The organism is Providencia heimbachae ATCC 35613, assembly GCF_001655055.1.
Lineage (GTDB): Bacteria > Pseudomonadota > Gammaproteobacteria > Enterobacterales > Enterobacteriaceae > Providencia > Providencia heimbachae.
Genome location: NZ_LXEW01000052.1, coordinates 24,229 through 45,190, shown reverse-complemented (window position 1 = coordinate 45,190; position 20,962 = coordinate 24,229). Strand labels below are relative to the sequence as shown.

The window sequence follows — 20,962 nt, the reverse complement described above, 5'->3', positions numbered from 1 at the left end:
ATTTAAGATTTTTCATCACAAAAGTCTTAAATAACATTAATTAACCAACACTTACACTATTTAACTAAAGAATATCACGCTTGGTCATTTGGTCATACCAAATATTGATTCATATCAATTTGATTGATTATTATGACAACAATCACAATCGTCAAATCATTTTACGAAAAAAATGAAACGAGTCAGCCATGGACTATTTGATACTAATCAAATAACAGCTCATCGTCTACATCATTTGATAATGAGAATTATTACTTTAATTTGCAGTAAGGAAATAAAACGAGAAAAGCCCGAAAATAATCACTATTTTCAGGCTTTAGCAGTTATTGAATGCGATGCTTTTTAAATCGCTAAGGTGACGTTTACCTTAATTAACTTTTTTGATGCGCACATCAGTCGGTACTGAAACTGGCGAGTTATCTTTAAAGTATTCCATCAGTGCTTCGTTGTCAGGTAAGCTATAAACTCTATCTTTACCTTGTTTAAATGCAGAGAAACGGCTACCACCTGTTGCTAAAAATTCATTCGCTGCGACGCGATAGCTTTTATTCATATCAACGGGTTTACCATTAAACTTCATCGAACCTGGGATAACTTTATCACCTACAGCACGATTATCATCCCACTCATAATAGAAGCCTTTAGATACTGGCATGATTTGTGGGCGAGCACGATCCCATTGTTGTTCAAGCGCTTGTTTAATTTGTGCACCTGTCAGTGACTGCGTTACCACAACGTTAGAGAAAGGCTGTACCGTAAAGATATCACCATACGTTAATTCACCCGCTTTCAGGTCTGCACGGATACCACCGCTATTCATAAATGCGATTTGTGCCCCACCAGCTTCTTTTGAAGACGCAGCGTAGAGCTGTCCATCTGCAATAATTTTACCCAGAGACGAATCACCTGCTGGCGTTAATTTTTTATCTGCAGACGCATTCAATGTTCCCATTACTTGCTGAGCGATAGGCAAAGAAATGCGCTCATATTTCTGAACAAAAGAAGTCAGCTCAGGATTTTTTTCATAACGTTTTGTTTCAACTGGAATATTTTTTGCTTTAATGCTAACAATATCTTTGGTTTTCTTATCAATTTCAATATTTAATTGCGAAATTAATGTACCGTTAGATTGTGCTGATATAACTGTTTTACCATTAATTTCACAATTATACGCTTGGTGTGTATGACCACTCACCACGAAATCTACAGCACCGTCTAATTGATTCACGATATCAACAATTGGGCCTTTGATATTATCACAACGGTTAATATCTTTAACTTTAGTATCAACTTGTTGCGTTGCACCTTCATGGATCAAAACACCGATACTATTAATACCTTGTGCTTTTAATAGTTTCACTTGGTTATTAATAGTTTCAACTTCGTTTTTAAATTCAAGACCCGCTGTACCACTTGGCGTTACGATCGCCGGTGTCCCTTCAAGCGTTAAACCAATAAATGCCATAGGAACGCCATCAAACTCTTTAATAAAGTATGATGGGAACAGGGTTTCACCTGTTTCTGTTACTATCACGTTAGCGGCCAAATAGTTAAAGTCAGCCCCTGCGAATGAATCTTTCCCAACACAACCCGCTGTTGGATGACATCCACCATTTTGCTTTCTGAGTAACTCTTCTTTGCCTTTATCAAATTCGTGGTTACCTACAGCACTCGTTTCCATGCCAATAGCACTTAATGCTTCGATAGTGGGTTCATCATAAAACATAGATGACAGCAATGGGCTCGCACCAACAAGGTCACCGGCTCCCACAACGATAGTCTTATTATTTTCCGCTCTTAATTGATTAATTAGCGTTGCAATAGATTCAATACCACCTAACTTGCCATCTCCCGGCGCTTGTAACGCTCCATGGAAGTCATTGATACCAATAACTTGAACCTTTACCGTATCTGTCGTTTTTGGCGCACAGCCTGCTAATAAAGCAGCTGATATAACCAGTGTAAGCAGCCCAATTTTATGTTTCATTCTTTTTACCTTCTTATATATCACTAATATATACACAAAAAATTCTTATTGCAGATGAGAGTTAAACCTAACCCTCCCATCTACCATTTGATATAGCTTGCGTATAGCTAGATTACATTTTGAAACGATATGTCGTTGTCATTGAACCAGATAATGAGTGCGCACGTTGTGAGTGGCCATCATATAATTTTGGTGTTGTGTAATCGTTTTCTTGCTGGTGATGCCAACCAATACCACCACTTAAAGAAACAGATAGGTTTTCCGTTGGTTTCCAGTAACTAAATAGACCCAATTGACCTTGTTTTAATCTTTCGCCTGAATAAGAAAATTCACTGTAGTTAGTTCGTGCACCAACAGAAAGTTCTTTACTCACTTTATATTCGGCAGCCATTGCTAACATGGTCTCACCATCACGAACATAGTCGATATCCGCATATGCTGGTGAATTAAAGCGACCACGCGTATTTCCGATAGGGTTACGTGCAAATTGCCCTACTCCATTTTCTTTTTTGGCTGTTGTGTGGGTTAAACCTGAGCTAAGTGTCCATGGTGACTCTGGAATTCTCCATTCAACAGTTCCAGCATAGTGCCATGCTCTTTTATCGAAATTGCGTTTACCCTTTGCGCCATCTGCTAGAGTACGTTTGCCATCGCTACCATACTCATGACCGTAAATTTGCGTACCTAATGTGACATCGGATGTCAGTTTATATTTCGCTTCAAGACCTTGTTGGCGGAATAGATCATCTGCCTGTCCATAAAAATAGAAGACTTTTAGTGGTTTTGAATTGTAGTTAATTCCACCAGTGATCACGTGGTCTACATTTTGTCTAACACCATTCCCATCAGAGAAATACATTCTGTCAATATTTGGGCTATCACGGCGCATAACTTTGCTATCGAGATACAGTAAATCTAAGCTCCAATCGCCCATTGCGGTATTGGTGTAATAACCACTATAGCTGTTTAAAGAAAGGCGTTGTGAGTTACTAAAAATACCGGTATTTTTCAGTGTAAACCAACCTGCTTTACCATTTATCAAAACAGGATCAAGGTCGAATTTAACTTTTGCGTAACGTTGACCAATTTTGTTATAACCTTTCGCATGTCCATCATCGTTCCATAAAATGGCACGAGAGGCGAAATCTTTACTCGCCCCCAGTTTAATACCACCATAATAAGAGGCATCAAACCCGATAATGTCCGCGAAATAACCCGATTTAAAATCCGCCTGAAAGTTTTGGCCCCAAGCGTTAGCCACTTGTTTTCTGTAACGCTGCTCTTCTTTATCGAAACGGTTTTCTGTTTTTAAATACTTCCACATATTGCGCGTTGATAACTCTAACTCAGAATCCGCAATAAATGAGTTTTCTTTGATTGTATTTTCCCAATTGCTTGCAGTGGCTGCAGCTACGGCTAAGTAGCAAGGAGAAAGCATTAATAAAACAATATTTTTAACTTTCATTGAAATAAACCTAGTTAATGATTATTTGAATTAATTTTATGTTTGCCAATGTTTCCATTGGCAATAAAACACCATCTTTATATTTAGCTTAAAAAATAACTTCACTGACTTACAAAAAATAAACATCCATTTCAAACACAAAAGTCTTTTTTTTCTTCGCGAAAAATTCAATGCTTATATTAAACAGCACCTGTGTTTACTTAATTTTTGACAATATAAGGCTCAGTATTAAGAATACGACTTAACACTTGTATAAAATCCAATCAATTGTCGATTATTTAGTAAATTTTCAAATAGATATCTTCAAACTCACTATTTTTTATTTATATTAAATAGCAGTAAAATATAGCCTTGAGGTGTTTCCCCCTTGAGCTGCATATCATTTCTGCTTGAAATTTTTGGCTGTTTTTTTATCGATTTTCATACTTTGACTCGTTAGCCTTTAATTATCCAAATCGTTAGGAAGCCATCATAAAGTGAATGCTATAGGAATTTTCTGTCGATTAAAACGATCACTGTCACAACCTGTTACATCACTTGCATTTTATTATCTTCTTTGTGTGATAAAAGTCACAATTGAATGTTATTTAAACATGATTATCACTTTTCAGGTTAAATACCTAAAAACTATTTGAATTACATTTAAGATAAAATAAAAATTGAATTAAACGTTGATCAAAAATTAACTTTGCTTATCAATTTCTAGATTATTTATTTTAATTATCGCATTCTGTTATTTTTATCACTCTATATCTGAATTAGTGAAAATATACGTTAAATATTAATAGCTCTATGTTAAACATTGCTACATTAATATTATTTACACCACTATTTATAATTCTGTATTTTATGAATTATTTAGATTTATCCCAGCTTTAAGCTAATATTCAACAATTATCATTAGTATTTTATTTTAAATTAATCAATATATACAGACAATACCCCCAACAACAAGAGACTAAAATCACTTGTCAAATTTGGTTTTTCTTTCGTAATTAGTTTAAAAAAAGTAAAACAGACATTCCACATTTAACGCAATAACCGAATATATTTAATCAGTATGTTACTTAACCTCTTCTGGCTAAGGCGATAAAATAGTCAAGCCCAAACCAAAATGATAATTATTTTTAATGTATATTATAAATTTACTATGGGGAAAGCCCCGACGTTACGGGTAACTTTTTATAGACAGGTATTAATGACGGAAAGTACATTAAGAATGATTATGAATATTTTTACACCAGCCAAAACGTTAATTGGCTGGTGTAACGAAATTAATGTCATTTAACTACTGACGATGCGATTGCCATTTTTGGTGTAAATCGACTAATTGACGATGGCTCTCTTTCCAACGCTCAACTTGTTGTAACTCTTTTAAGCTATATTGGCGACCACTATGGTAGAGTTTAGATGCTTGGCTAGCCTGCTGTTTAGGCAAATGGTCAAGTACACTCACCGCACCTTCACGATTATTACAGACTAGGATCATGTCACAACCTGCATTTAATGAGGCTTCCGCTCTTTCTGGATAGCTCCCCATTATGGCAGCGCCTTCCATCGATAAATCATCCGAGAAAATCACACCATTAAAACCAAGCTGTTCGCGAAGTACTGATTTTAACCAAAATGGGGAACCACTCGCGGGTCTTTCATCTGCTTGGCTATAAATAACATGTGCTGGCATGATAGCATCAAGTAATTCTCGCTGAATGAAATCTTTGAAAATTGACATATCTTTGCCACGAATAGTTTCTAACGGGCGATCGTCTCTAGGGGTTTCTTTATGAGAGTCTGCTTTTACCGCACCATGCCCTGGGAAATGTTTTCCTGTGGTTCTCATACCCGCACTGTGCATTCCCTTGATAAAGCGTTCTGCCATTACCATCGCAATTTCAGGATCTTCATGGAAGGAACGCTCACCGATAGCAATACTTTGGTGTCCAAGGTCGAGTACAGGTGCAAAGCTGATGTCAATATCCATCGCGATCATTTCAGATGCCATTAGCCACCCTGCTTCCTGTGCTAGCCTACCGCCATCCATCGAGTTATTCAATGCAGCAAAAGCCTGTGCTGATGGTAATGCCGTAAAACCATCTCGAAAACGTTGTACGCGGCCACCTTCTTGATCCACCGCAATTAATAAACGGTGTTTTGATGCATCACGAATTTGACGCACTAATTCTCTTAACTGTTCTGCATCATGAAAGTTACGGGTAAATAAGATCAAACCGCCAACCAGCGGATGTGCTAATATTTCGCGTTCTTCATTATCCAGTTCGTAACCCTGAACATCCAGCATTATCGGACCCATAACATGCCTCACTTATTTAACGATTTCACAAATTATTATTTGCTCGGTAATGTTCTTCAGTCATTAACCCAACAAGTTAAAATACTGCCTTAATGAAGATGATTGTAACAAAAACTGGGGTTGATGACTTTCATTCCACTGCACTTCATACCACATTAACGTCATATATTTGACCCAAGGTGCCCACAGTTTACAGTGATGAGATAAACGTTGTTTATCCTTGTAAGCGCCCTGAGTAATACAATATTGACTCAGGAAAAAATCCTGCTGTTCTTCACTAAGACCATTGAACTGAAAATAGGTTTCTAACGAAAAAGCGATATCAGTATTAGCGGCATATTCCCAATCTAATAAAGTCATTTTTCCGCGATCATCAACGACAACATTCCCGTGATGGATATCCATATGGGCAGGCGCAAGTTTCAATATTTTAGGCATAGGAATAGATAGAAACTGATGATGGAGTTTGCTCCAACGAGGAGATTGCCTTTTTTTATCGATTAAATAACCGTAATGAGCAATTTCATGGCGCAGTTGTAATTGATAATTAAATAATGGACAGCAATGAAGTTGCCCGATGATATTGGCAAGCTGGCTTTGAAAATGCGTTGAAAGGAAAGCACTACTCGTTGGGTTTTCGCCCTCACACCAATTTAGCAGCAACCAATGCTTATTCCGACCAATAAACTTTGGTGAATAGGGAAATTGTTGAAGCTGCTTTAAAATTTTCGCTTCTTTAGAGCGGTTCACATACAAACAGGATTGCGCTTTTCCATCCGCTCGAGCAATTAAAATAACAGGGTTAATCTCGTGTTTGGCTTGTACTAAATAACTCCCACCAGACAACCCTGTTAATGACGTTATTTCCCAATTTTGTTGTAAAATACGAGGATAATAACACGCAAGCAGAGAATATAACGCCCTGACATTACTCAATATTATGTTTTCCAGTCCAAACAATTTCACCGTTTTGCACTTCCATAAGCTGCATTTCAATACTGCGATCTTTGTTTGAACCAGAAATGACACTATAAATCACATAATCAGCCTGCACATAACGCCCTAAACCAATTGCTTTGCTACGAGTTACTAAACTATCCTCTTGTGACAGTCCTAACGTTTTACGCGCCGCGCTCACTACCCCTTGTGGAACGACTTTAAAGCGGTTGGTATTTTCCACTGCTTTCGTCATGGTAGAGGTGACAACTTGTACGGGCAATGTGCCGTTAGTATTGTTTTTTACTGAATCGACCAATAATACCTTGCCACTTTCAACCCCTTCCGCTGACGCCATTTGGCCAACTAAAGGACTTATCGATGCAGACCAATCCGTTGTTTGTTGCTTTGGAGGTGTAGGTACAGTATCTGTTGGCGGTGGTGTCACTTGCGGTGGTTGATCAGGCTCCACCGGAACTATAGGAGGTTGTTTAACTGGTTCTTGTGGAGGATAGGAAGGACACCCAGCCAATACTAACGTTGCCACTGCAACCCATAAGATCCGTTTCATTACTATTCTCCAGCCGTTGGTGGTAAGAAGATATAAATGCGTACATTACGCGCAAGCGGTGAGGGATTAATCGCCTTCACACTCACCGAAGAATTCGCCGGTATTTTTTTCTCTAGGCTCGCCGTTGTCTCTATTTTTAAGCCCTTTTCATCATACCAATAGATGCGATATAGCACAGCCACAGGATATGCCTGTATATTACTCATATTAATTGTGGCTACAGTTTGGTAATTTTCCACTCGAATTATTGGATTTTCAACAATGATGCCTTCAGCAAGAACAGAAGGCTCCATAACGATGCGCTGTTGTTCATTAAAAATAAGCCCATTATTTTTACCCCAGATACAACCGCTCAACACAAAAGTCATAATACAGAGTACAAACAATCGGTTAATATTTATCACAGCGCACCTCATTGGCTTATTCATTATTTTGCAAGCAATGGACCTAAATGACGTCCACCGACAAGGTGCATGTGGATATGAAACACTTCTTGTCCAGAATGCGCATTACAGTTCATAATTAAACGATAGCCGTCTTCTGCAATGCCTTCTTCTTTCGCAATCTTAGCAGCAACAATAAATAAGCGTCCCAATACTTGCTCATCTTCTGTCGTTACATCATTTACTGTAGGAATAAGTTTATTAGGAATGATTAAAATATGAGATGGAGCCTGCGGAGAAATATCACGAAATGCAGTCACCAGCTCATCCTGATAAACCACATCCGCAGGAATTTCACGTCGAATAATTTTACTGAAAATTGTTTCTTCTGCCATTTCAACTTCCTCAATAATTCAATGTTGACTAATTTATTATAAATTAATGTGTTATGCTTTTTCGCCTACATTCAAATGGAATAAACGATTAAAATTTTCCGTCGTAATTTTCGCCATTTCTTCCACGCTAATACCTTTTAGCACGGCCATATATTCAGCAACATCACGTACATATGCAGGTTGATTTTCTTTACCACGATGCGGTACCGGCGCTAAATACGGTGAATCTGTTTCGACTAAAATTCTATCCAAAGGAACAATGCGTGCAGCTTCACGTATTTGCTCCGCATTACGGAAAGTAACAATACCGGAAAATGAAATATACATCCCTAAGTCGAGTAATTCTGTAGCCGTATCTTTATCTTCTGTGAAACAATGTAAAACACCGCCACAATCCGTGACTTTTTCTTCTCGTAAAATTGAAACTGTATCTTCACGAGCTGCACGAGTATGCACAATCACCGGCTTGTTAACTTGGCGGCCAATGCGAATATGCTGACGAAAAGATTCTTGCTGTAATGCGGCATTTTCTTGTTGATAGTAATAATCAAGCCCAGTTTCACCCAAGGCAACGACTTCATTTCCCGCGGCAAGTTGTGCTAAACGTTCAAAGTCATATCCCTCGTCTAAATTCAAGGGATGAATACCACAAGAAAACGCAATATTATCGCGCTTACCAATAAGTTGCTTCATGTTGTCAAACCCGTGCAGTGTCGTGGCAACGGCTAACATAAAACGGACATCACGTTGTGATGCTTTGGTGATGACATCATCGATATTCGTGTGGAGCTTTTCATAATCTAAACAATCGAGATGACAGTGCGAATCAACAACAAACATATTTCACTCTTTTCTATAATGAAGGTGAAGCAATTAATGCTTCCCATTGTAATAACTGATTTGTCAGGATCAATTCCTGATTAAGTGCTGGTACAGTTAACAATTGATAACGGCAATTTTGCCATTGCTCATAGGCTTTAATTAACTGTGAGCTGGTCATCGTCGTCGCTAACAAGGTGACACGTGGTACTTGATCATGATTAACACAAAATTGCCCTGCATTTTGCTGTAATTTTATTGCATCCGCAAATAACCCTAATAACCACCCTATTAATTCAGGGCAATTATCCGTATTTAAAGCGGGTAGTAACTTCAGCATATCTGCGCATTGCAGTGCAATTTCAAGTTCATTACACAGTGTACCTCGTTTATGCCAATTACCCGGTTCGAGCAATGTTGCCGCAGCAATAGGCGCACCTTGACACAGCATCAACGCAGTAACGGCATTATCTAAGTTTACGTTAGGAACGTTTTTTTGTAGCCAGTATAGCGCGATTTGTTGGTCTGGCGCTGGTAAATAATGCGTTAAACAACGGCTGCGTAAAGTCGCTAATAGGTTTTCTTGCTTTTCACACCCGAGGAGAAAATAGGTCTCTTTTGAGGGTTCTTCTAACGTTTTAAGCAGTGCATTTGCCGCCGCATCCGTTAATGCTTCAGTATTGGGTATATAAACAACTTTTGCACCACTTTGCTGCGAATGGCTACTCAACGTTTCGGTTAGTTTTCTAACCGCATCAACGCTAACCGTCTGCTTACCCTTTTCAGTTTCCAAAACATGGTAGTCCGGATGTGTACCTGCGAGCATTAGACGGCAGCTATGACATTCACCGCAGCTTTTCAAGCCCTCTTTATTTTGACAGATTAACCAACGGCTGATCCCATAACAAAGTGCTTGAGCACCATTACCCGGTAAAGAGTGCAATAGCAATGCATGATGCCCACGACCACCTTGATATGCCGCGATTAATTGGCGATATGTCTCATTTAGCCAAGGGTACCAATTCATGACATAACAACCTTATTTTGCGAGCCATTGCTGAAGAGTCGTGCGAATATCTTCTTGTACCTGTTCAATATTTTGACTTGCATCGATAGTCAGAATACTGTCATCTTTTGCGACAAGCTCAATATAGCGTGCTCGGGTACGCTCAAAAAAAGCAACAGACTCTTTTTCAATTCTATCGAGCTCACCACGAGAACGAGCGCGCTGCAAGCCCAAATCAGGCGGTAAATCAAGATATAACGTTAATGCGGGTTTAAAATCCCCTAAAACTAAATCGCGTAACGACTGCATAAGCTGCCGGTCTAAGTTACGTCCACCACCTTGATAAGCTTGTGACGAAAGGTCGTGGCGATCGCCAACGACCCATTTACCACTGGCTAAAGCAGGCTTGATAACCGTATCGACTAATTGAACTCGAGCAGCATACAGCATCAGCAGTTCGGCTTTATCAGTGACTTTATCCCCTTCGATACCTTGTTTAATCAGCTCACGCAACCGCTCTGCGAGAGGTGTCCCACCGGGTTCTCGGGTAAAAACAATGTCGCTAATTCCTGCTTGATTGAGCGTTTCAACAACCGTATTAATTGCCGTTGTTTTTCCCGCACCTTCTAATCCTTCAATAACAATAAATTGATTTTTCATTTTACTTATCAGTTTTGCTGTTCGATTTTTCGATAAACTTTGACCGCACGATTATGGTCGTTAAGGTTATGACTAAATGTGTGTCCACCTGTGCCATCTGCGACAAAATATAAATAATCTGTTTTAGCTGGATGCGCCGCAGCTTTAATGGATGCTAATCCCGGCATTGCAATTGGTGTTGGCGGTAAACCCTCTATACGATAGGTATTGTAAGCAGTATAGTTATCTAAGTCGCTGCGAAAAATTTTACCACGGTACTTATCACCTAGCCCATAAATCACGGTTGGATCTGTTTGCAAACGCATATTTTTCTTTAATCGATTAACGAATACAGAAGCCACTTGCGACCTTTCGCTATCAATACCTGTTTCTTTTTCAATGATAGAAGCCATTATCAGCATTTCATACGCGTTTTTATACGGTAAATCTTTGTCACGTCCACGCCACTCTTCATCAAGACTCGCTTTCATTCGTGTATGCGCGCGTTTTAGTATATCGGTATCCGCTGTTCCTGCTGTATATAAATAAGTATCAGGGTATAGCCACCCTTCTAAAATACCGTCTCCATCAAAACCAATCATCGCATACAGCTCAGCTTGAGTTGTATCTTGTGATTTATGTTCCAAATAAGGCGCGTCACGTAATATGGCGCTCCAATCAGATAACCGGTTTCCTTCGATAAAGCGAATAGAAAATTGAGCCTCTTTTCCACTGGCTATCAAACTTAATAGTTGCTCTACATTCATAGCAGGCTGTAAACGATAAGTCCCGGCCTTCATTTTAGCGAGCTCTGGGCGGAGTTTTAACAGCCACTGAAATTGATTGTTTTCATCAATAATATTTTCTTTAACTAGCAAAGCTTCTAACGCAACACGTCCCGTGCCTGAAGGAACCGTGAGTATTTTTTCTTGCGCTAAATTAATAGGCGCCTGTGCATAATTAATCACTTGACGGTATTGCAAATAAATTGCTATTGCCGCAATGAGGGCAACAGCAAAGACAACAAGGGTGATTTTTTTCGCTAGTTTCATTTATTGTCCACTTAAACAACGATATTGACCAAAACTATATTCGACAACGTAAAAAGAGGTATTCAAATAGCTCTCTTGATGGGTACTTCAGTCGTGATTTAGGCTCGCTCACTTTAATTTCTGCAACAGGTATTATTGGCATCAATGTATTACACATTAAAACCTCGTCACACTGCGCCAATATCGCAGGAAAGCGTTCAACTTCTTCCAAAGAGTAATGGCTGTTAGCAAGAAGCGCTATTATCTTTTGTCTCATTAACCCATTTACGCCTGAATACGATAATCTAGGTGTAAATACTTGATTACCGATACGCCAAAAAATATTGGCGCTACAACATTCAACGATAAAACCGTTAGTATCCAGCACAACGGCTTCATCGCTTTTTTCTTGATCTATCTCTTGACGGATCAACACCTGCTCCAGTCGATTAAGGTGTTTCATACCCGCCAATACTGAATTTCGGCTCAATGGTATTTGGCTTACAATAAGTTGAGCTCCTGAGCACTGAAGCTGACAGTAGTTATGTGGAAATGCAGAAACACTCACTATCACTGTCGGCTTATTAAAACCGATGGAACTATAACCTCGTCCCCCAGATCCTCGGCTAATTAGCACTTTAATCACAAATTCATCATCGGTTTGATCACGACAGATGGATTCAATATGCCCTGTAAGTGCAGCCCAATCCGGTTGAGGGAGTTTCAATCTTTGGCTATCACGCATTAATCGAGCGATGTGATTATCGAGCATTTGTGCTTGCCGATTTACACCATGTATCGTCGTAAAGCAGCCATCCCCAAAGGATACAGCACGATCAGTGACCTCTATTTGATTGTTGGCAATACCATTAATCCAATATGACATTGATTTTACTTATAATAAAAGCTGATAAATCAGACATTAACAGAGTGGAGTTATCATAAACTAAAGCAGGAAACACTGCAAAGGATGGGTAAAATAAAAGCCCCAGTACCAAATGGTAGCTGAAGCTTTTATTTAAATAGGTAAAACGGTTATTCAGCGTGGTAACGGCGGAAAATCAATGAGCCGTTTGTGCCACCAAAGCCAAATGAATTACATAGAGCGTATTCCATGTTCTCAACTTTGCGCGCTTTACCAGGAACAAGATCAAGTTTGCAAGCTTCATCTTGATTTTCCAAATTAATGGTTGGCGGGACGACCTGATCACACAATGATAAAATTGTGAAGATAGATTCAACTGCACCCGCAGCACCGAGTAAATGCCCTGTCATTGATTTCGTTGAACTGACTAAAACATCAGTATCTTCACCAAATACAGAGACAACGGCTTGAGCCTCAGCTAAGTCACCTGCTGGTGTTGATGTACCATGAGCATTAATATACCCAATCTGGCTTGCATCAATACCCGCATCTTTCAATGCGTTTTCCATAGCACGAGCGGCACCTTCACCATTTTCTGGTGGTGACGTCATATGGTAGGCATCGCTGCTCATACCAAAGCCTGCTATTTCAGCATATATTTTCGCACCGCGTGCTTTCGCATGCTCATATTCTTCAAGAACAATGATGCCGGCACCGTCGCCTAAAACAAAACCGTCACGGTCTTTATCCCAAGGGCGGCTAGCGGCTTGAGGGTCATCATTGCGAGTCGATAATGCACGCGCTGCACCAAAACCTGCAACACCCAGTGGTGTTGATGCTTTTTCTGCACCACCTGCAAGCATAACATCTGCATCGCCGTAAGCTATCATTCGAGCTGCATGTCCAATATTATGAACACCCGATGTACATGCGGTAGCAATAGAAATACTAGGACCACGCAGATCGTACATAATGCTCAAATGGCCAGCAACCATATTGATAATTGTCGATGGAACAAAGAATGGGCTTACTTTTTTAGGGCTTTTATTAAGGAGTGTCTCACAGTTAGTTTGAATTAACCCTAACCCCCCAATACCAGAACCAATCGCTGCACCGATACGCGTAGCATTGGCTTCTGTTACTTCCAATCCAGCATCATTAAAGGCTTGGTTGCCCGCAGCAATACCGTACTGGATAAATAGGTCCATCTTTTTTTCATCTTTAGATGAAATGCCAAATTCTTCGTAATTGAAATCTTTTACTAAGCCAGCAAATTTAGTTGCGTGGTTAGTAGTATCAAAATGAGTTATAAGGCTGATACCACTCTGTCCGCCACAAACAGCTTTCCATGATGATTCAACTGTGTTGCCGACAGGAGATAACATGCCGAGTCCAGTTACGACTACACGACGCTTAGACACGCATATCCTCCTAGGAGGGAAATATTACAAAAGAAACATAGGCGATCGAGTGATCGCCTAGACATGATTTATCACAATTACTTAGATGCGTTCTCGACGTAGTCAATTGCAGCCTGTACTGTCGTGATCTTTTCAGCTTCTTCGTCAGGGATTTCGCAATCGAACTCTTCTTCCAGAGCCATAACTAGCTCAACTGTGTCAAGAGAATCAGCGCCCAAGTCATCAACAAATGAAGCTGTGTTTACAACTTCGTCCTCTTTAACACCCAGTTGTTCAACGATGATTTTCTTAACGCGTTCTTCGATAGTGCTCATACTATTAAAATTCCTATCAAAACTCGCTTTCGCGATGGTTTTCGTAGTTTATGAATACAGGAAAAGATACAACCCAATCCCGACTGTGGAAACCATTATTTTGCATTATTTTTGATACAGATAAAACTAATAATGCAAATGGTTCCCTCATTTCTTTAGATCATGTACATGCCACCATTGACATGCAATGTTTCACCTGTGATGTAAGCCGCTTCATCAGAAGCTAAGAATGCTACAGCACTGGCAATTTCTTGTGCATCACCCAATTTACCCGCAGGAACCTGAGATAAAATGCCCGCACGCTGTTCTTCTGTCAATGCCCGAGTCATATCAGTTTCAATAAAACCTGGAGCAACAACGTTAACAGTAATACCACGAGAAGCGACTTCACGAGCTAATGATTTACTAAAACCAATCAGCCCAGCTTTCGCTGCTGCGTAGTTTGTTTGCCCTGCATTTCCCATAACGCCCACAACAGATGCGATGGAAATAATACGCCCACAACGTTTTTTCATCATGGCACGCAAAACAGCTTTTGACAAACGGTAAACGGATGAAAGATTGGTGTCAATAATATCTTGCCACTCTTCTTCTTTCATTCGCATCAATAGGTTATCACGTGTTATACCTGCATTGTTAACCAAAATATCAATTTCGCCAAATTCTTCACGAATTTTGGTCAAAGTTTCTTCGATTGATGCAGGGTCAGTCACGTTTAGCGCTAAACCTTTACCCTTACCATCAAGATAAGCAGTAATTGCTTCAGCACCTTTTTCGCTTGTTGCAGTACCAATAACCGTCGCGCCACGTGCAATTAACGTTAAAGCAATGGCTTTACCAATCCCACGACTCGCACCAGTTACCAGTGCAATTTTTCCATCAAAGCTCATGTCGTCCTCAGATATTTTCTAAAGCAGTGTTTAATGATACAGGATCATTAACTGCTACGGCAGTTAAATTAGAGACAATTCGCTTGGTAAGACCAGTCAATACCTTGCCTGGCCCCATCTCAACAAGATGCTCGACACCTTGTTCTGCCATTAACTCTACCGTTTCTGTCCAACGTACTGGATTATACAATTGACGAACTAATGCATCACGAATATTTTTCGCCGATGGCTCAATTCTAACATCAACATTGTTGATAACTGGATAATCTGGCTCACAAAATTCAATTTTTTCTAACGCTATGGCTAATTTTTCAGCCGCAGGCTTCATTAATGCACAGTGTGATGGCACGCTTACGGATAAAGGAAGTGCGCGTTTAGCACCCGCTTCTTTACATGCCGTTCCGGCTCGTTCAACCGCATCTTTTTCACCCGCAATAACCACTTGTCCCGGTGAATTGAAGTTAACAGGGGAAACTACTTGCCCTTGAGCCGATTCTTTACATGCTTTTTCAATCGATTCGTTGTCTAAGCCAATAATCGCATACATCGCTCCCGTGCCAACAGGAACAGCTTCTTGCATCAATTTACCGCGCAGCTCAACTAGTTTTATTGCTTCTTTGAAATCGATCACACCTGCACATACCAATGCAGAGTATTCACCGAGACTATGGCCTGCCATAATCACTGGCATTTTGCCATTTTTGTCTTGCCAAACACGAAAGATTGCCACAGATGCTGCTAATAATGCAGGCTGTGTCTGCCATGTTTTGTTTAATTCTTCTTCTGGTCCATTTTGTACTAATGCCCAAAGATCGTAACCCAATGCTTCAGATGCCTCAGCAAATGTTTGTTCAACCAACTGATTTTCTTCAGCTAGTGATGCTAACATTCCAAGAGACTGAGAACCCTGTCCGGGAAATACCATAGCAAATTGTGTCATGTTTGTTTTCTCAGTAAATTAAAAACGAACCAGCGCCGAACCCCAAGTGAACCCACCGCCAAATGCTTCTAATAGCACAAGCTGGCCTCGCTGAATGCGACCATCACGTACAGCCTCATCGAGTGCTGTTGGAACTGACGCCGCAGAAGTATTCCCATGACGATCTAGCGTAATAACAACTTTATCCATTGTCATATTAAGCTTTTTAGCCGTCGCAGAAATAATTCTTAAATTAGCTTGATGTGGTACTAACCAATCAAGTTCTTCTTTTGCAATACCGCTTTGCGCTAATGTTTCATCAACAATATGCGCTAATTCACGCACTGCAACTTTAAATACTTCATTACCTGTCATCGTCAAATAAGCCGGATCTTCAGAACAACGGCTACGATTTGGTAATGTTAATAGATCACCATAACGGCCATCTGCATGTAGGTGCGTCGAAATAATTCCGGGCTCATTGGATTCACCAATAACCGCCGCACCCGCCGCATCACCAAATAAAATAATGGTACCGCGATCACTCGGGTCTAATGTTTTCGATAATGCATCCGCACCAATCACCAGTGCTTTTTTGGTCATACCTGTTTTAACAAATTGATCCGCGATACTGATTGCATAGGTAAAACCGGCGCAAGCCGCTGCAACATCAAATGCGGCACAGTCATTAATTCCCAGCATTTGCTGGATTTGGCATGCCGCACTTGGGAATGCATGTGTTGCCGACGTTGTTGCAACAATGATTAAGCCAATTTCGCTACTATCAACACCCGCCATTTCTAATGCGTTTTGCGCAGCGCGAAACCCCATAACGGAAACACTTTCGTCTTCACCCGCAATTCTTCTTTCATTTATGCCTGTGCGAGTGACAATCCATTCATCAGAAGTATCAACCATTTTTTCCAGGTCAGCATTGGTGCGAATTTGCGATGGCAAATAGCTGCCCGTTCCTAAAATTTTACTGTACATAGACATAGGTTATTGATCACTCCTGGGTAAAACAGTATTTAGTCGAGCTGCTATTCTATCTGGAACTTGTCTTTCCACAGCTTGAACTGCACGATCGATAGCGGCTTGAAACGCTCTTTCATTCGCTGCACCATGGCTTTTGATGACAATCCCTTTTAATCCTAACAGAGTCGCACCATTATACTGGTCGGGGTTCATATCCCCAAAACGTTTCATTAAACGTTTTTTTAGCCATTTCTTAGCCAGTTGAACAAACCAGCTACGCTTTTTATTTTCTTCGCCTGCCGACTTTAATAAAGATAGAATAACGCGAATTACGCCTTCCATCGTTTTAAGTGAGACGTTACCTGCGAAGCCGTCACACACTACTACATCTGTTTTACCTGTCAGCAATTCATTGCCTTCAACATAACCAATGTAATTAATTGATGCCGTTTCTTTTAAGATTGCGGCGGCTTCGCGGATATTATCCAGTCCTTTACTCTCTTCTTCACCAATATTAAGTAAAGCAACTTTGGGCTTAACGGTATGAGCAATTTCTTCTGCCATTACCGAACCCATCACGGCAAATTGCACTAACATTTCACTACTACAGTTGACGTTTGCACCGAGATCCAACACAACGGTTTGACCTTTTCGCTGGTTTGGCAATATCGTCATCAATGCTGGACGCTCTATACCTTCAATTGATTTTAACATCAATTTAGCGAGTCCCATTAACGCACCGGTATTCCCTGCACTCACGCACGCCTGTGCCTGCCCTGTCTTCACTAACTCTAAAGCCACACGCATTGATGTTCCTTTACTTTGCCTTATTGCATTTGATGGTTTTGCATCATTTGCGATAACGCCTTGTGCTGGAATAATTTCGACGCGCGAAATTTGCTCGGCACTATATTGTGCAAGCAAAGGTTGAATGGCTTCGGGTTGACCGACAAGCAGTAATTTTAGCGCTGGATTAGATGCTAGTGCCTGCAAAGCAGCAGGCACCGTGATGCGGGGACCAACATCCCCGCCCATAGCATCTAACGCGATGGTTAGATTAGCCAAGGTATCAACTTGTAAGTTAAAAACTACTTGTTGATAACCTTACGGCCACGGTAATAGCCATCTGCAGTCACATTGTGACGCAGGTGAGTTTCACCGGAAGTTTTGTCTACTGATACTAGGGTTGCAGTCAGTGCATCATGTGAACGACGCATACCGCGTTTTGAACGAGTTGGTTTATTCTGTTGTACGGCCATTGACCTTACTCCTTAAGTACTTTTCTTTAAACTGGCTAATACGGCAAATGGGTTTGGTTTTTCTACCTCAGGAGGCAGTTCACCAAAGACCATGTCCGCTTCGGACACTTCACAGTGTTCAGAATCATGAACCGGAACAACTGGTAAGGAAAGAATTATTTCATCTTCTATCATTCCCAGCAAATCTATTTCACCAAATTCATTTACATGAACAGGTTCATAGTTCTCCGGTAATGCTTCGGCCTTTTCGTCATTGACGACAGGACTAAAACAATACGTTAAGTCGACATGATGCTTAATATCTTTTCCGCAGCGTTGACATTCTAAAGTGACATCCGTAACGGAACGACCCTCTATTACTGTCAAGCGTTGGTTATCAATTTTAAATGATAATTCGCTATCAACATCGCTGTCTACACTGACTACCGATTCCGCAATTCTCGTCACTTGCTCAGGGGTATAAGTCCCGACATAATCGAGGTTTTTCTGAGCAGTACGCTTTGCATCAATAGTCAGGGGTAATTTTACCTTTTGCATAAGGCGCGCATATTAACTTTCTAATGAGATATAGTCAAAGAAAAAGGCGGGGTAAACTCGCCTTTTCACCAAAAATCGCAGGTTTTGCGGTATATAGTTTAAAATGAGTTATCCCTTTTGGCTATGAGTTTTGAGAAAAATCATGAAATCGATTATTTTGGCATCAACTTCTGAGTATCGGCAAGCCCTGTTAAAAAAATTAGGATTACCTTTTTTAGCGGCTGCGCCCAATATTGATGAATCCCCTATACTGAATGAATCCGCACAAGCTTTAGTCACTCGACTCTCTCAAGGTAAAGCGAATGCTTTGGCATTGCAGTACCCACAACATTTAATCATTGGTTCTGACCAAGTCTGCGTGATTAATGAAAAAATTGTGGGCAAACCCCATTCATTTGATAATGCATTCAAACAACTTAAAGCGGCTTCCGGTAACAAGGTGACTTTTTATACCGGCTTATGCTTGCTAGATACTGAAACAGGCCAATTCAATGTTCAGTGCGAGTTATTTGATGTGTATTTTAGACAACTAAGTGATGTAGAAATCACCCATTACCTTCATAAAGAAGAACCCTATCAATGTGCAGGAAGTTTTAAATCTGAAGGACTTGGTATCGCTTTATTTGAGCGATTGGATGGGCGGGACCCAAATACGTTGATCGGGTTACCGATTATATTATTGCTCAATATGTTACGACAGCATGGAGTGAACCCACTCGTAGACTAAATTAAATATCACTGGCAGGTTGAACCTGCCAGTAGAGGATTATGCGTTTGTTTTACGCGAACGCATCACTTTCAGACATTGATTTAATTCTGCATTCAATGGTGCTTGGATACACATCTCTTCACCGGTTTTAGGGTGAGTAAACTTCAATGAACTGGCGTGAAGAAATAAACGTTTTAGCCCCGTGCCTGCTAATTGGCTGTCAAATTGCTTATCACCATAACGATCATCAAAAGCAATAGGATGGCCGGCATGCAAGGTATGAACACGGATCTGGTGGGTTCTACCCGTTACAGGACTTGCTTTTACCAATGTGGCATTATCGAAACGCTCTTCAACTTTAAATCGCGTTTCAGAGGCTTTCCCTTCACTGTTAACCCGCACAATACGCTCGCCACTTTGTAAAATGTTTTTCAGTAGCGGTGCTTGAACGACTTTCATGTGTGACTGCCAATTTCCACGCACTAATGCTAAATAGTCTTTTTGCATTTGCTTAAGGCGCAGTTGCTCATGTAACGATCTCAATGCTGAACGTTTTTTTGCCACCAGCAAAATACCTGAGGTATCTCTATCTAAACGATGCACTAGTTCAAGAAAACGCGCTTCAGGACGTAAAGCTCGCAGCCCTTCAATCACACCAAAGCTTAAACCACTACCACCGTGTACAGCAGTACCTGATGGTTTATTTATCACCAATATCGATTCATCTTCATACAAAATGCAATCGGCTAGCGCAGCAACTTTATCTAATTTTGCTGAAACGGGTGCTGTATCACGTTCTGCGACTCTAACAGGAGGAACTCTGACCTGATCGCCCGCCAAAAGCTTATATTCAGGCTTAATACGCCCTTTATTTACTCGGACTTCACCCTTACGAATGATGCGATAAATCAGGCTCTTAGGGACACCTTTAAGCTTTGCTAACAAAAAGTTATCGATGCGTTGGCCAGCTTCGTCATCGCTAATATCAATAAATTGTACTTGGTTTTGTGTTTTCATTAAGGATTGCGTTAACTCTAATTGATTAAAATATGCACTTATTCGCTATCTCTATCATACCGACTCCGCAATTTTTTTTATCTTTTTTTTCAAATTGGTTATTTTCTGCCTGAATAATCCTATTTCTAAATAAAATTTCCATATAAGTTACGTCGCAACTTGCTATAATGTACATGACAATGGAATAATATGTAGTGGCCAAGATGCTTAAAAACAAGAATTGGCTTTTATGTAGTCGTTTTATGTAATGATACCCCTAATAGGTCGGGTTACATGTAGGCATCGCGTAGAACTGCCCCAATGGGCATAGATGAATATGTAGTTCGGGAGTTAGACAAAGATAACACCTAGGTAGCTTGAAGGACTAAGGGTATAGAATTTGTTATTTGATGGCGTAACGATGCTGCAATGGCGTAAGACATTTAACAACATCAAATAAATTAGCGAGCAACGAATTTTAGCTTATTGGGTTAGGAACTTCCGTTTGTATAAACATTTACGGCATCCTGATTA

At 40.3% G+C, this 20,962-nt stretch carries 22 protein-coding genes; 1 reads left to right on the top strand and 21 read right to left on the bottom strand.

Annotated features, from left to right (window positions below):
- Nucleotides 1–367: 367 nt before the first annotated feature.
- From M998_RS18665 to yceD, 20 genes are all read right to left on the bottom strand, one after another.
- Nucleotides 368–1,987 carry a bifunctional metallophosphatase/5'-nucleotidase gene (locus tag M998_RS18665; protein WP_068444624.1) on the bottom strand — a complete coding sequence of 540 codons (1,620 nt, stop codon included), beginning with the start codon at nucleotides 1,985–1,987 and terminating at the stop codon, nucleotides 368–370.
- Nucleotides 1,988–2,099: 112 nt separating this feature from the next.
- Nucleotides 2,100–3,452: an OprD family outer membrane porin gene (locus M998_RS18660; RefSeq protein ID WP_068444628.1), complete on the bottom strand. Its 1,353-nt coding sequence runs from the start codon at nucleotides 3,450–3,452 to the stop codon at nucleotides 2,100–2,102.
- A gap of 1,288 nt (nucleotides 3,453–4,740) precedes the next feature.
- A complete protein-coding gene (nagZ, locus tag M998_RS18655; protein ID WP_068444631.1) occupies nucleotides 4,741–5,763 on the bottom strand; it encodes a beta-N-acetylhexosaminidase in 1,023 nt (340 codons plus the stop codon).
- A gap of 63 nt (nucleotides 5,764–5,826) precedes the next feature.
- The gene (locus M998_RS18650) at nucleotides 5,827–6,699 is read right to left on the bottom strand and encodes a phosphotransferase (protein WP_068910241.1); all 873 of its coding nucleotides are present in this window, start codon (nucleotides 6,697–6,699) and stop codon (nucleotides 5,827–5,829) included.
- Nucleotides 6,692–7,270 (bottom strand): penicillin-binding protein activator LpoB, encoded by a 579-nt coding sequence (lpoB, locus tag M998_RS18645; RefSeq protein WP_068444638.1) that lies wholly within the window; start codon nucleotides 7,268–7,270, stop codon nucleotides 6,692–6,694. The genes M998_RS18650 and lpoB overlap by 8 nt, the downstream gene beginning before the upstream one ends.
- A gap of 2 nt (nucleotides 7,271–7,272) precedes the next feature.
- Nucleotides 7,273–7,674, bottom strand: coding sequence for a YcfL family putative periplasmic lipoprotein (locus M998_RS18640; RefSeq protein ID WP_231906730.1), 402 nt, complete (start codon nucleotides 7,672–7,674; stop codon nucleotides 7,273–7,275).
- A 23-nt stretch (nucleotides 7,675–7,697) separates the two neighbouring features.
- Nucleotides 7,698–8,048 (bottom strand): purine nucleoside phosphoramidase, encoded by a 351-nt coding sequence (hinT, locus tag M998_RS18635; protein ID WP_068910239.1) that lies wholly within the window; start codon nucleotides 8,046–8,048, stop codon nucleotides 7,698–7,700.
- A 51-nt stretch (nucleotides 8,049–8,099) separates the two neighbouring features.
- Entirely contained in the window at nucleotides 8,100–8,888 is a 789-nt protein-coding gene (locus tag M998_RS18630; protein ID WP_068910237.1) for a metal-dependent hydrolase, read from the bottom strand.
- Nucleotides 8,889–8,901: 13 nt separating this feature from the next.
- Complete coding sequence (gene holB / locus M998_RS18625) at nucleotides 8,902–9,894, bottom strand: DNA polymerase III subunit delta' (protein ID WP_068910235.1); 993 nt, start codon at nucleotides 9,892–9,894, stop codon at nucleotides 8,902–8,904.
- A gap of 12 nt (nucleotides 9,895–9,906) precedes the next feature.
- Nucleotides 9,907–10,533, bottom strand: a complete 627-nt coding sequence (tmk, locus tag M998_RS18620; protein WP_068444651.1) for a dTMP kinase — start codon at nucleotides 10,531–10,533, stop codon at nucleotides 9,907–9,909.
- Between the two features lie 8 nt (nucleotides 10,534–10,541).
- A complete protein-coding gene (gene mltG, locus M998_RS18615; RefSeq protein ID WP_068444653.1) occupies nucleotides 10,542–11,564 on the bottom strand; it encodes an endolytic transglycosylase MltG in 1,023 nt (340 codons plus the stop codon).
- Between the two features lie 34 nt (nucleotides 11,565–11,598).
- Nucleotides 11,599–12,429, bottom strand: a complete 831-nt coding sequence (gene pabC, locus M998_RS18610) for an aminodeoxychorismate lyase (RefSeq protein WP_068444656.1) — start codon at nucleotides 12,427–12,429, stop codon at nucleotides 11,599–11,601.
- A gap of 149 nt (nucleotides 12,430–12,578) precedes the next feature.
- A complete protein-coding gene (gene fabF, locus M998_RS18605; protein ID WP_068444657.1) occupies nucleotides 12,579–13,829 on the bottom strand; it encodes a beta-ketoacyl-ACP synthase II in 1,251 nt (416 codons plus the stop codon).
- Nucleotides 13,830–13,906: 77 nt separating this feature from the next.
- Nucleotides 13,907–14,143, bottom strand: coding sequence for an acyl carrier protein (gene acpP / locus M998_RS18600; RefSeq protein WP_068444659.1), 237 nt, complete (start codon nucleotides 14,141–14,143; stop codon nucleotides 13,907–13,909).
- A 155-nt stretch (nucleotides 14,144–14,298) separates the two neighbouring features.
- A complete protein-coding gene (fabG, locus tag M998_RS18595) occupies nucleotides 14,299–15,033 on the bottom strand; it encodes a 3-oxoacyl-ACP reductase FabG (protein WP_068444661.1) in 735 nt (244 codons plus the stop codon).
- 7 nt (nucleotides 15,034–15,040) lie between these two features.
- The gene (gene fabD / locus M998_RS18590) at nucleotides 15,041–15,973 is read right to left on the bottom strand and encodes an ACP S-malonyltransferase (RefSeq protein WP_068910233.1); all 933 of its coding nucleotides are present in this window, start codon (nucleotides 15,971–15,973) and stop codon (nucleotides 15,041–15,043) included.
- Between the two features lie 18 nt (nucleotides 15,974–15,991).
- Complete coding sequence (locus tag M998_RS18585) at nucleotides 15,992–16,942, bottom strand: beta-ketoacyl-ACP synthase III (protein WP_068446525.1); 951 nt, start codon at nucleotides 16,940–16,942, stop codon at nucleotides 15,992–15,994.
- A 9-nt stretch (nucleotides 16,943–16,951) separates the two neighbouring features.
- A complete protein-coding gene (gene plsX, locus M998_RS18580) occupies nucleotides 16,952–17,992 on the bottom strand; it encodes a phosphate acyltransferase PlsX (protein ID WP_073890219.1) in 1,041 nt (346 codons plus the stop codon).
- 23 nt (nucleotides 17,993–18,015) lie between these two features.
- Entirely contained in the window at nucleotides 18,016–18,186 is a 171-nt protein-coding gene (gene rpmF / locus M998_RS18575) for a 50S ribosomal protein L32 (RefSeq protein WP_068444665.1), read from the bottom strand.
- 12 nt (nucleotides 18,187–18,198) lie between these two features.
- On the bottom strand, nucleotides 18,199–18,723 hold the full coding sequence (gene yceD / locus M998_RS18570; RefSeq protein ID WP_068444666.1) for a 23S rRNA accumulation protein YceD: 525 nt from the start codon (nucleotides 18,721–18,723) through the stop codon (nucleotides 18,199–18,201).
- Nucleotides 18,724–18,865: 142 nt separating this feature from the next.
- Here yceD and M998_RS18565 point away from each other — a divergent pair, with 142 nt between their 5' ends.
- Nucleotides 18,866–19,450 (top strand): Maf family protein, encoded by a 585-nt coding sequence (locus M998_RS18565; RefSeq protein WP_068444669.1) that lies wholly within the window; start codon nucleotides 18,866–18,868, stop codon nucleotides 19,448–19,450.
- Between the two features lie 39 nt (nucleotides 19,451–19,489).
- Here M998_RS18565 and rluC read toward each other — a convergent pair whose 3' ends face one another.
- Nucleotides 19,490–20,449 carry a 23S rRNA pseudouridine(955/2504/2580) synthase RluC gene (gene rluC / locus M998_RS18560; protein WP_068444671.1) on the bottom strand — a complete coding sequence of 320 codons (960 nt, stop codon included), beginning with the start codon at nucleotides 20,447–20,449 and terminating at the stop codon, nucleotides 19,490–19,492.
- Nucleotides 20,450–20,962 lie beyond the last annotated feature (513 nt).

Excerpts from the sequence above, each read along its gene's own strand:
- M998_RS18665 (WP_068444624.1), bottom strand. The coding sequence starts at position 1,987 with ATGAAACATAAAATTGGGCTGCTTACACTGGTTATATCAGCTGCTTTA.
- M998_RS18660 (WP_068444628.1), bottom strand. The coding sequence starts at position 3,452 with ATGAAAGTTAAAAATATTGTTTTATTAATGCTTTCTCCTTGCTACTTA.
- nagZ (WP_068444631.1), bottom strand. The coding sequence starts at position 5,763 with ATGGGTCCGATAATGCTGGATGTTCAGGGTTACGAACTGGATAATGAA.
- lpoB (WP_068444638.1), bottom strand. The coding sequence starts at position 7,270 with ATGAAACGGATCTTATGGGTTGCAGTGGCAACGTTAGTATTGGCTGGG.
- hinT (WP_068910239.1), bottom strand. The coding sequence starts at position 8,048 with ATGGCAGAAGAAACAATTTTCAGTAAAATTATTCGACGTGAAATTCCT.
- M998_RS18630 (WP_068910237.1), bottom strand. The coding sequence starts at position 8,888 with ATGTTTGTTGTTGATTCGCACTGTCATCTCGATTGTTTAGATTATGAA.
- holB (WP_068910235.1), bottom strand. The coding sequence starts at position 9,894 with ATGAATTGGTACCCTTGGCTAAATGAGACATATCGCCAATTAATCGCG.
- tmk (WP_068444651.1), bottom strand. The coding sequence starts at position 10,533 with ATGAAAAATCAATTTATTGTTATTGAAGGATTAGAAGGTGCGGGAAAA.
- mltG (WP_068444653.1), bottom strand. The coding sequence starts at position 11,564 with ATGAAACTAGCGAAAAAAATCACCCTTGTTGTCTTTGCTGTTGCCCTC.
- pabC (WP_068444656.1), bottom strand. The coding sequence starts at position 12,429 with ATGTCATATTGGATTAATGGTATTGCCAACAATCAAATAGAGGTCACT.
- acpP (WP_068444659.1), bottom strand. The coding sequence starts at position 14,143 with ATGAGCACTATCGAAGAACGCGTTAAGAAAATCATCGTTGAACAACTG.
- fabG (WP_068444661.1), bottom strand. The coding sequence starts at position 15,033 with ATGAGCTTTGATGGAAAAATTGCACTGGTAACTGGTGCGAGTCGTGGG.
- fabD (WP_068910233.1), bottom strand. The coding sequence starts at position 15,973 with ATGACACAATTTGCTATGGTATTTCCCGGACAGGGTTCTCAGTCTCTT.
- M998_RS18585 (WP_068446525.1), bottom strand. The coding sequence starts at position 16,942 with ATGTACAGTAAAATTTTAGGAACGGGCAGCTATTTGCCATCGCAAATT.
- rpmF (WP_068444665.1), bottom strand. The coding sequence starts at position 18,186 with ATGGCCGTACAACAGAATAAACCAACTCGTTCAAAACGCGGTATGCGT.
- yceD (WP_068444666.1), bottom strand. The coding sequence starts at position 18,723 with ATGCAAAAGGTAAAATTACCCCTGACTATTGATGCAAAGCGTACTGCT.
- M998_RS18565 (WP_068444669.1), top strand. The coding sequence starts at position 18,866 with ATGAAATCGATTATTTTGGCATCAACTTCTGAGTATCGGCAAGCCCTG.
- rluC (WP_068444671.1), bottom strand. The coding sequence starts at position 20,449 with ATGAAAACACAAAACCAAGTACAATTTATTGATATTAGCGATGACGAA.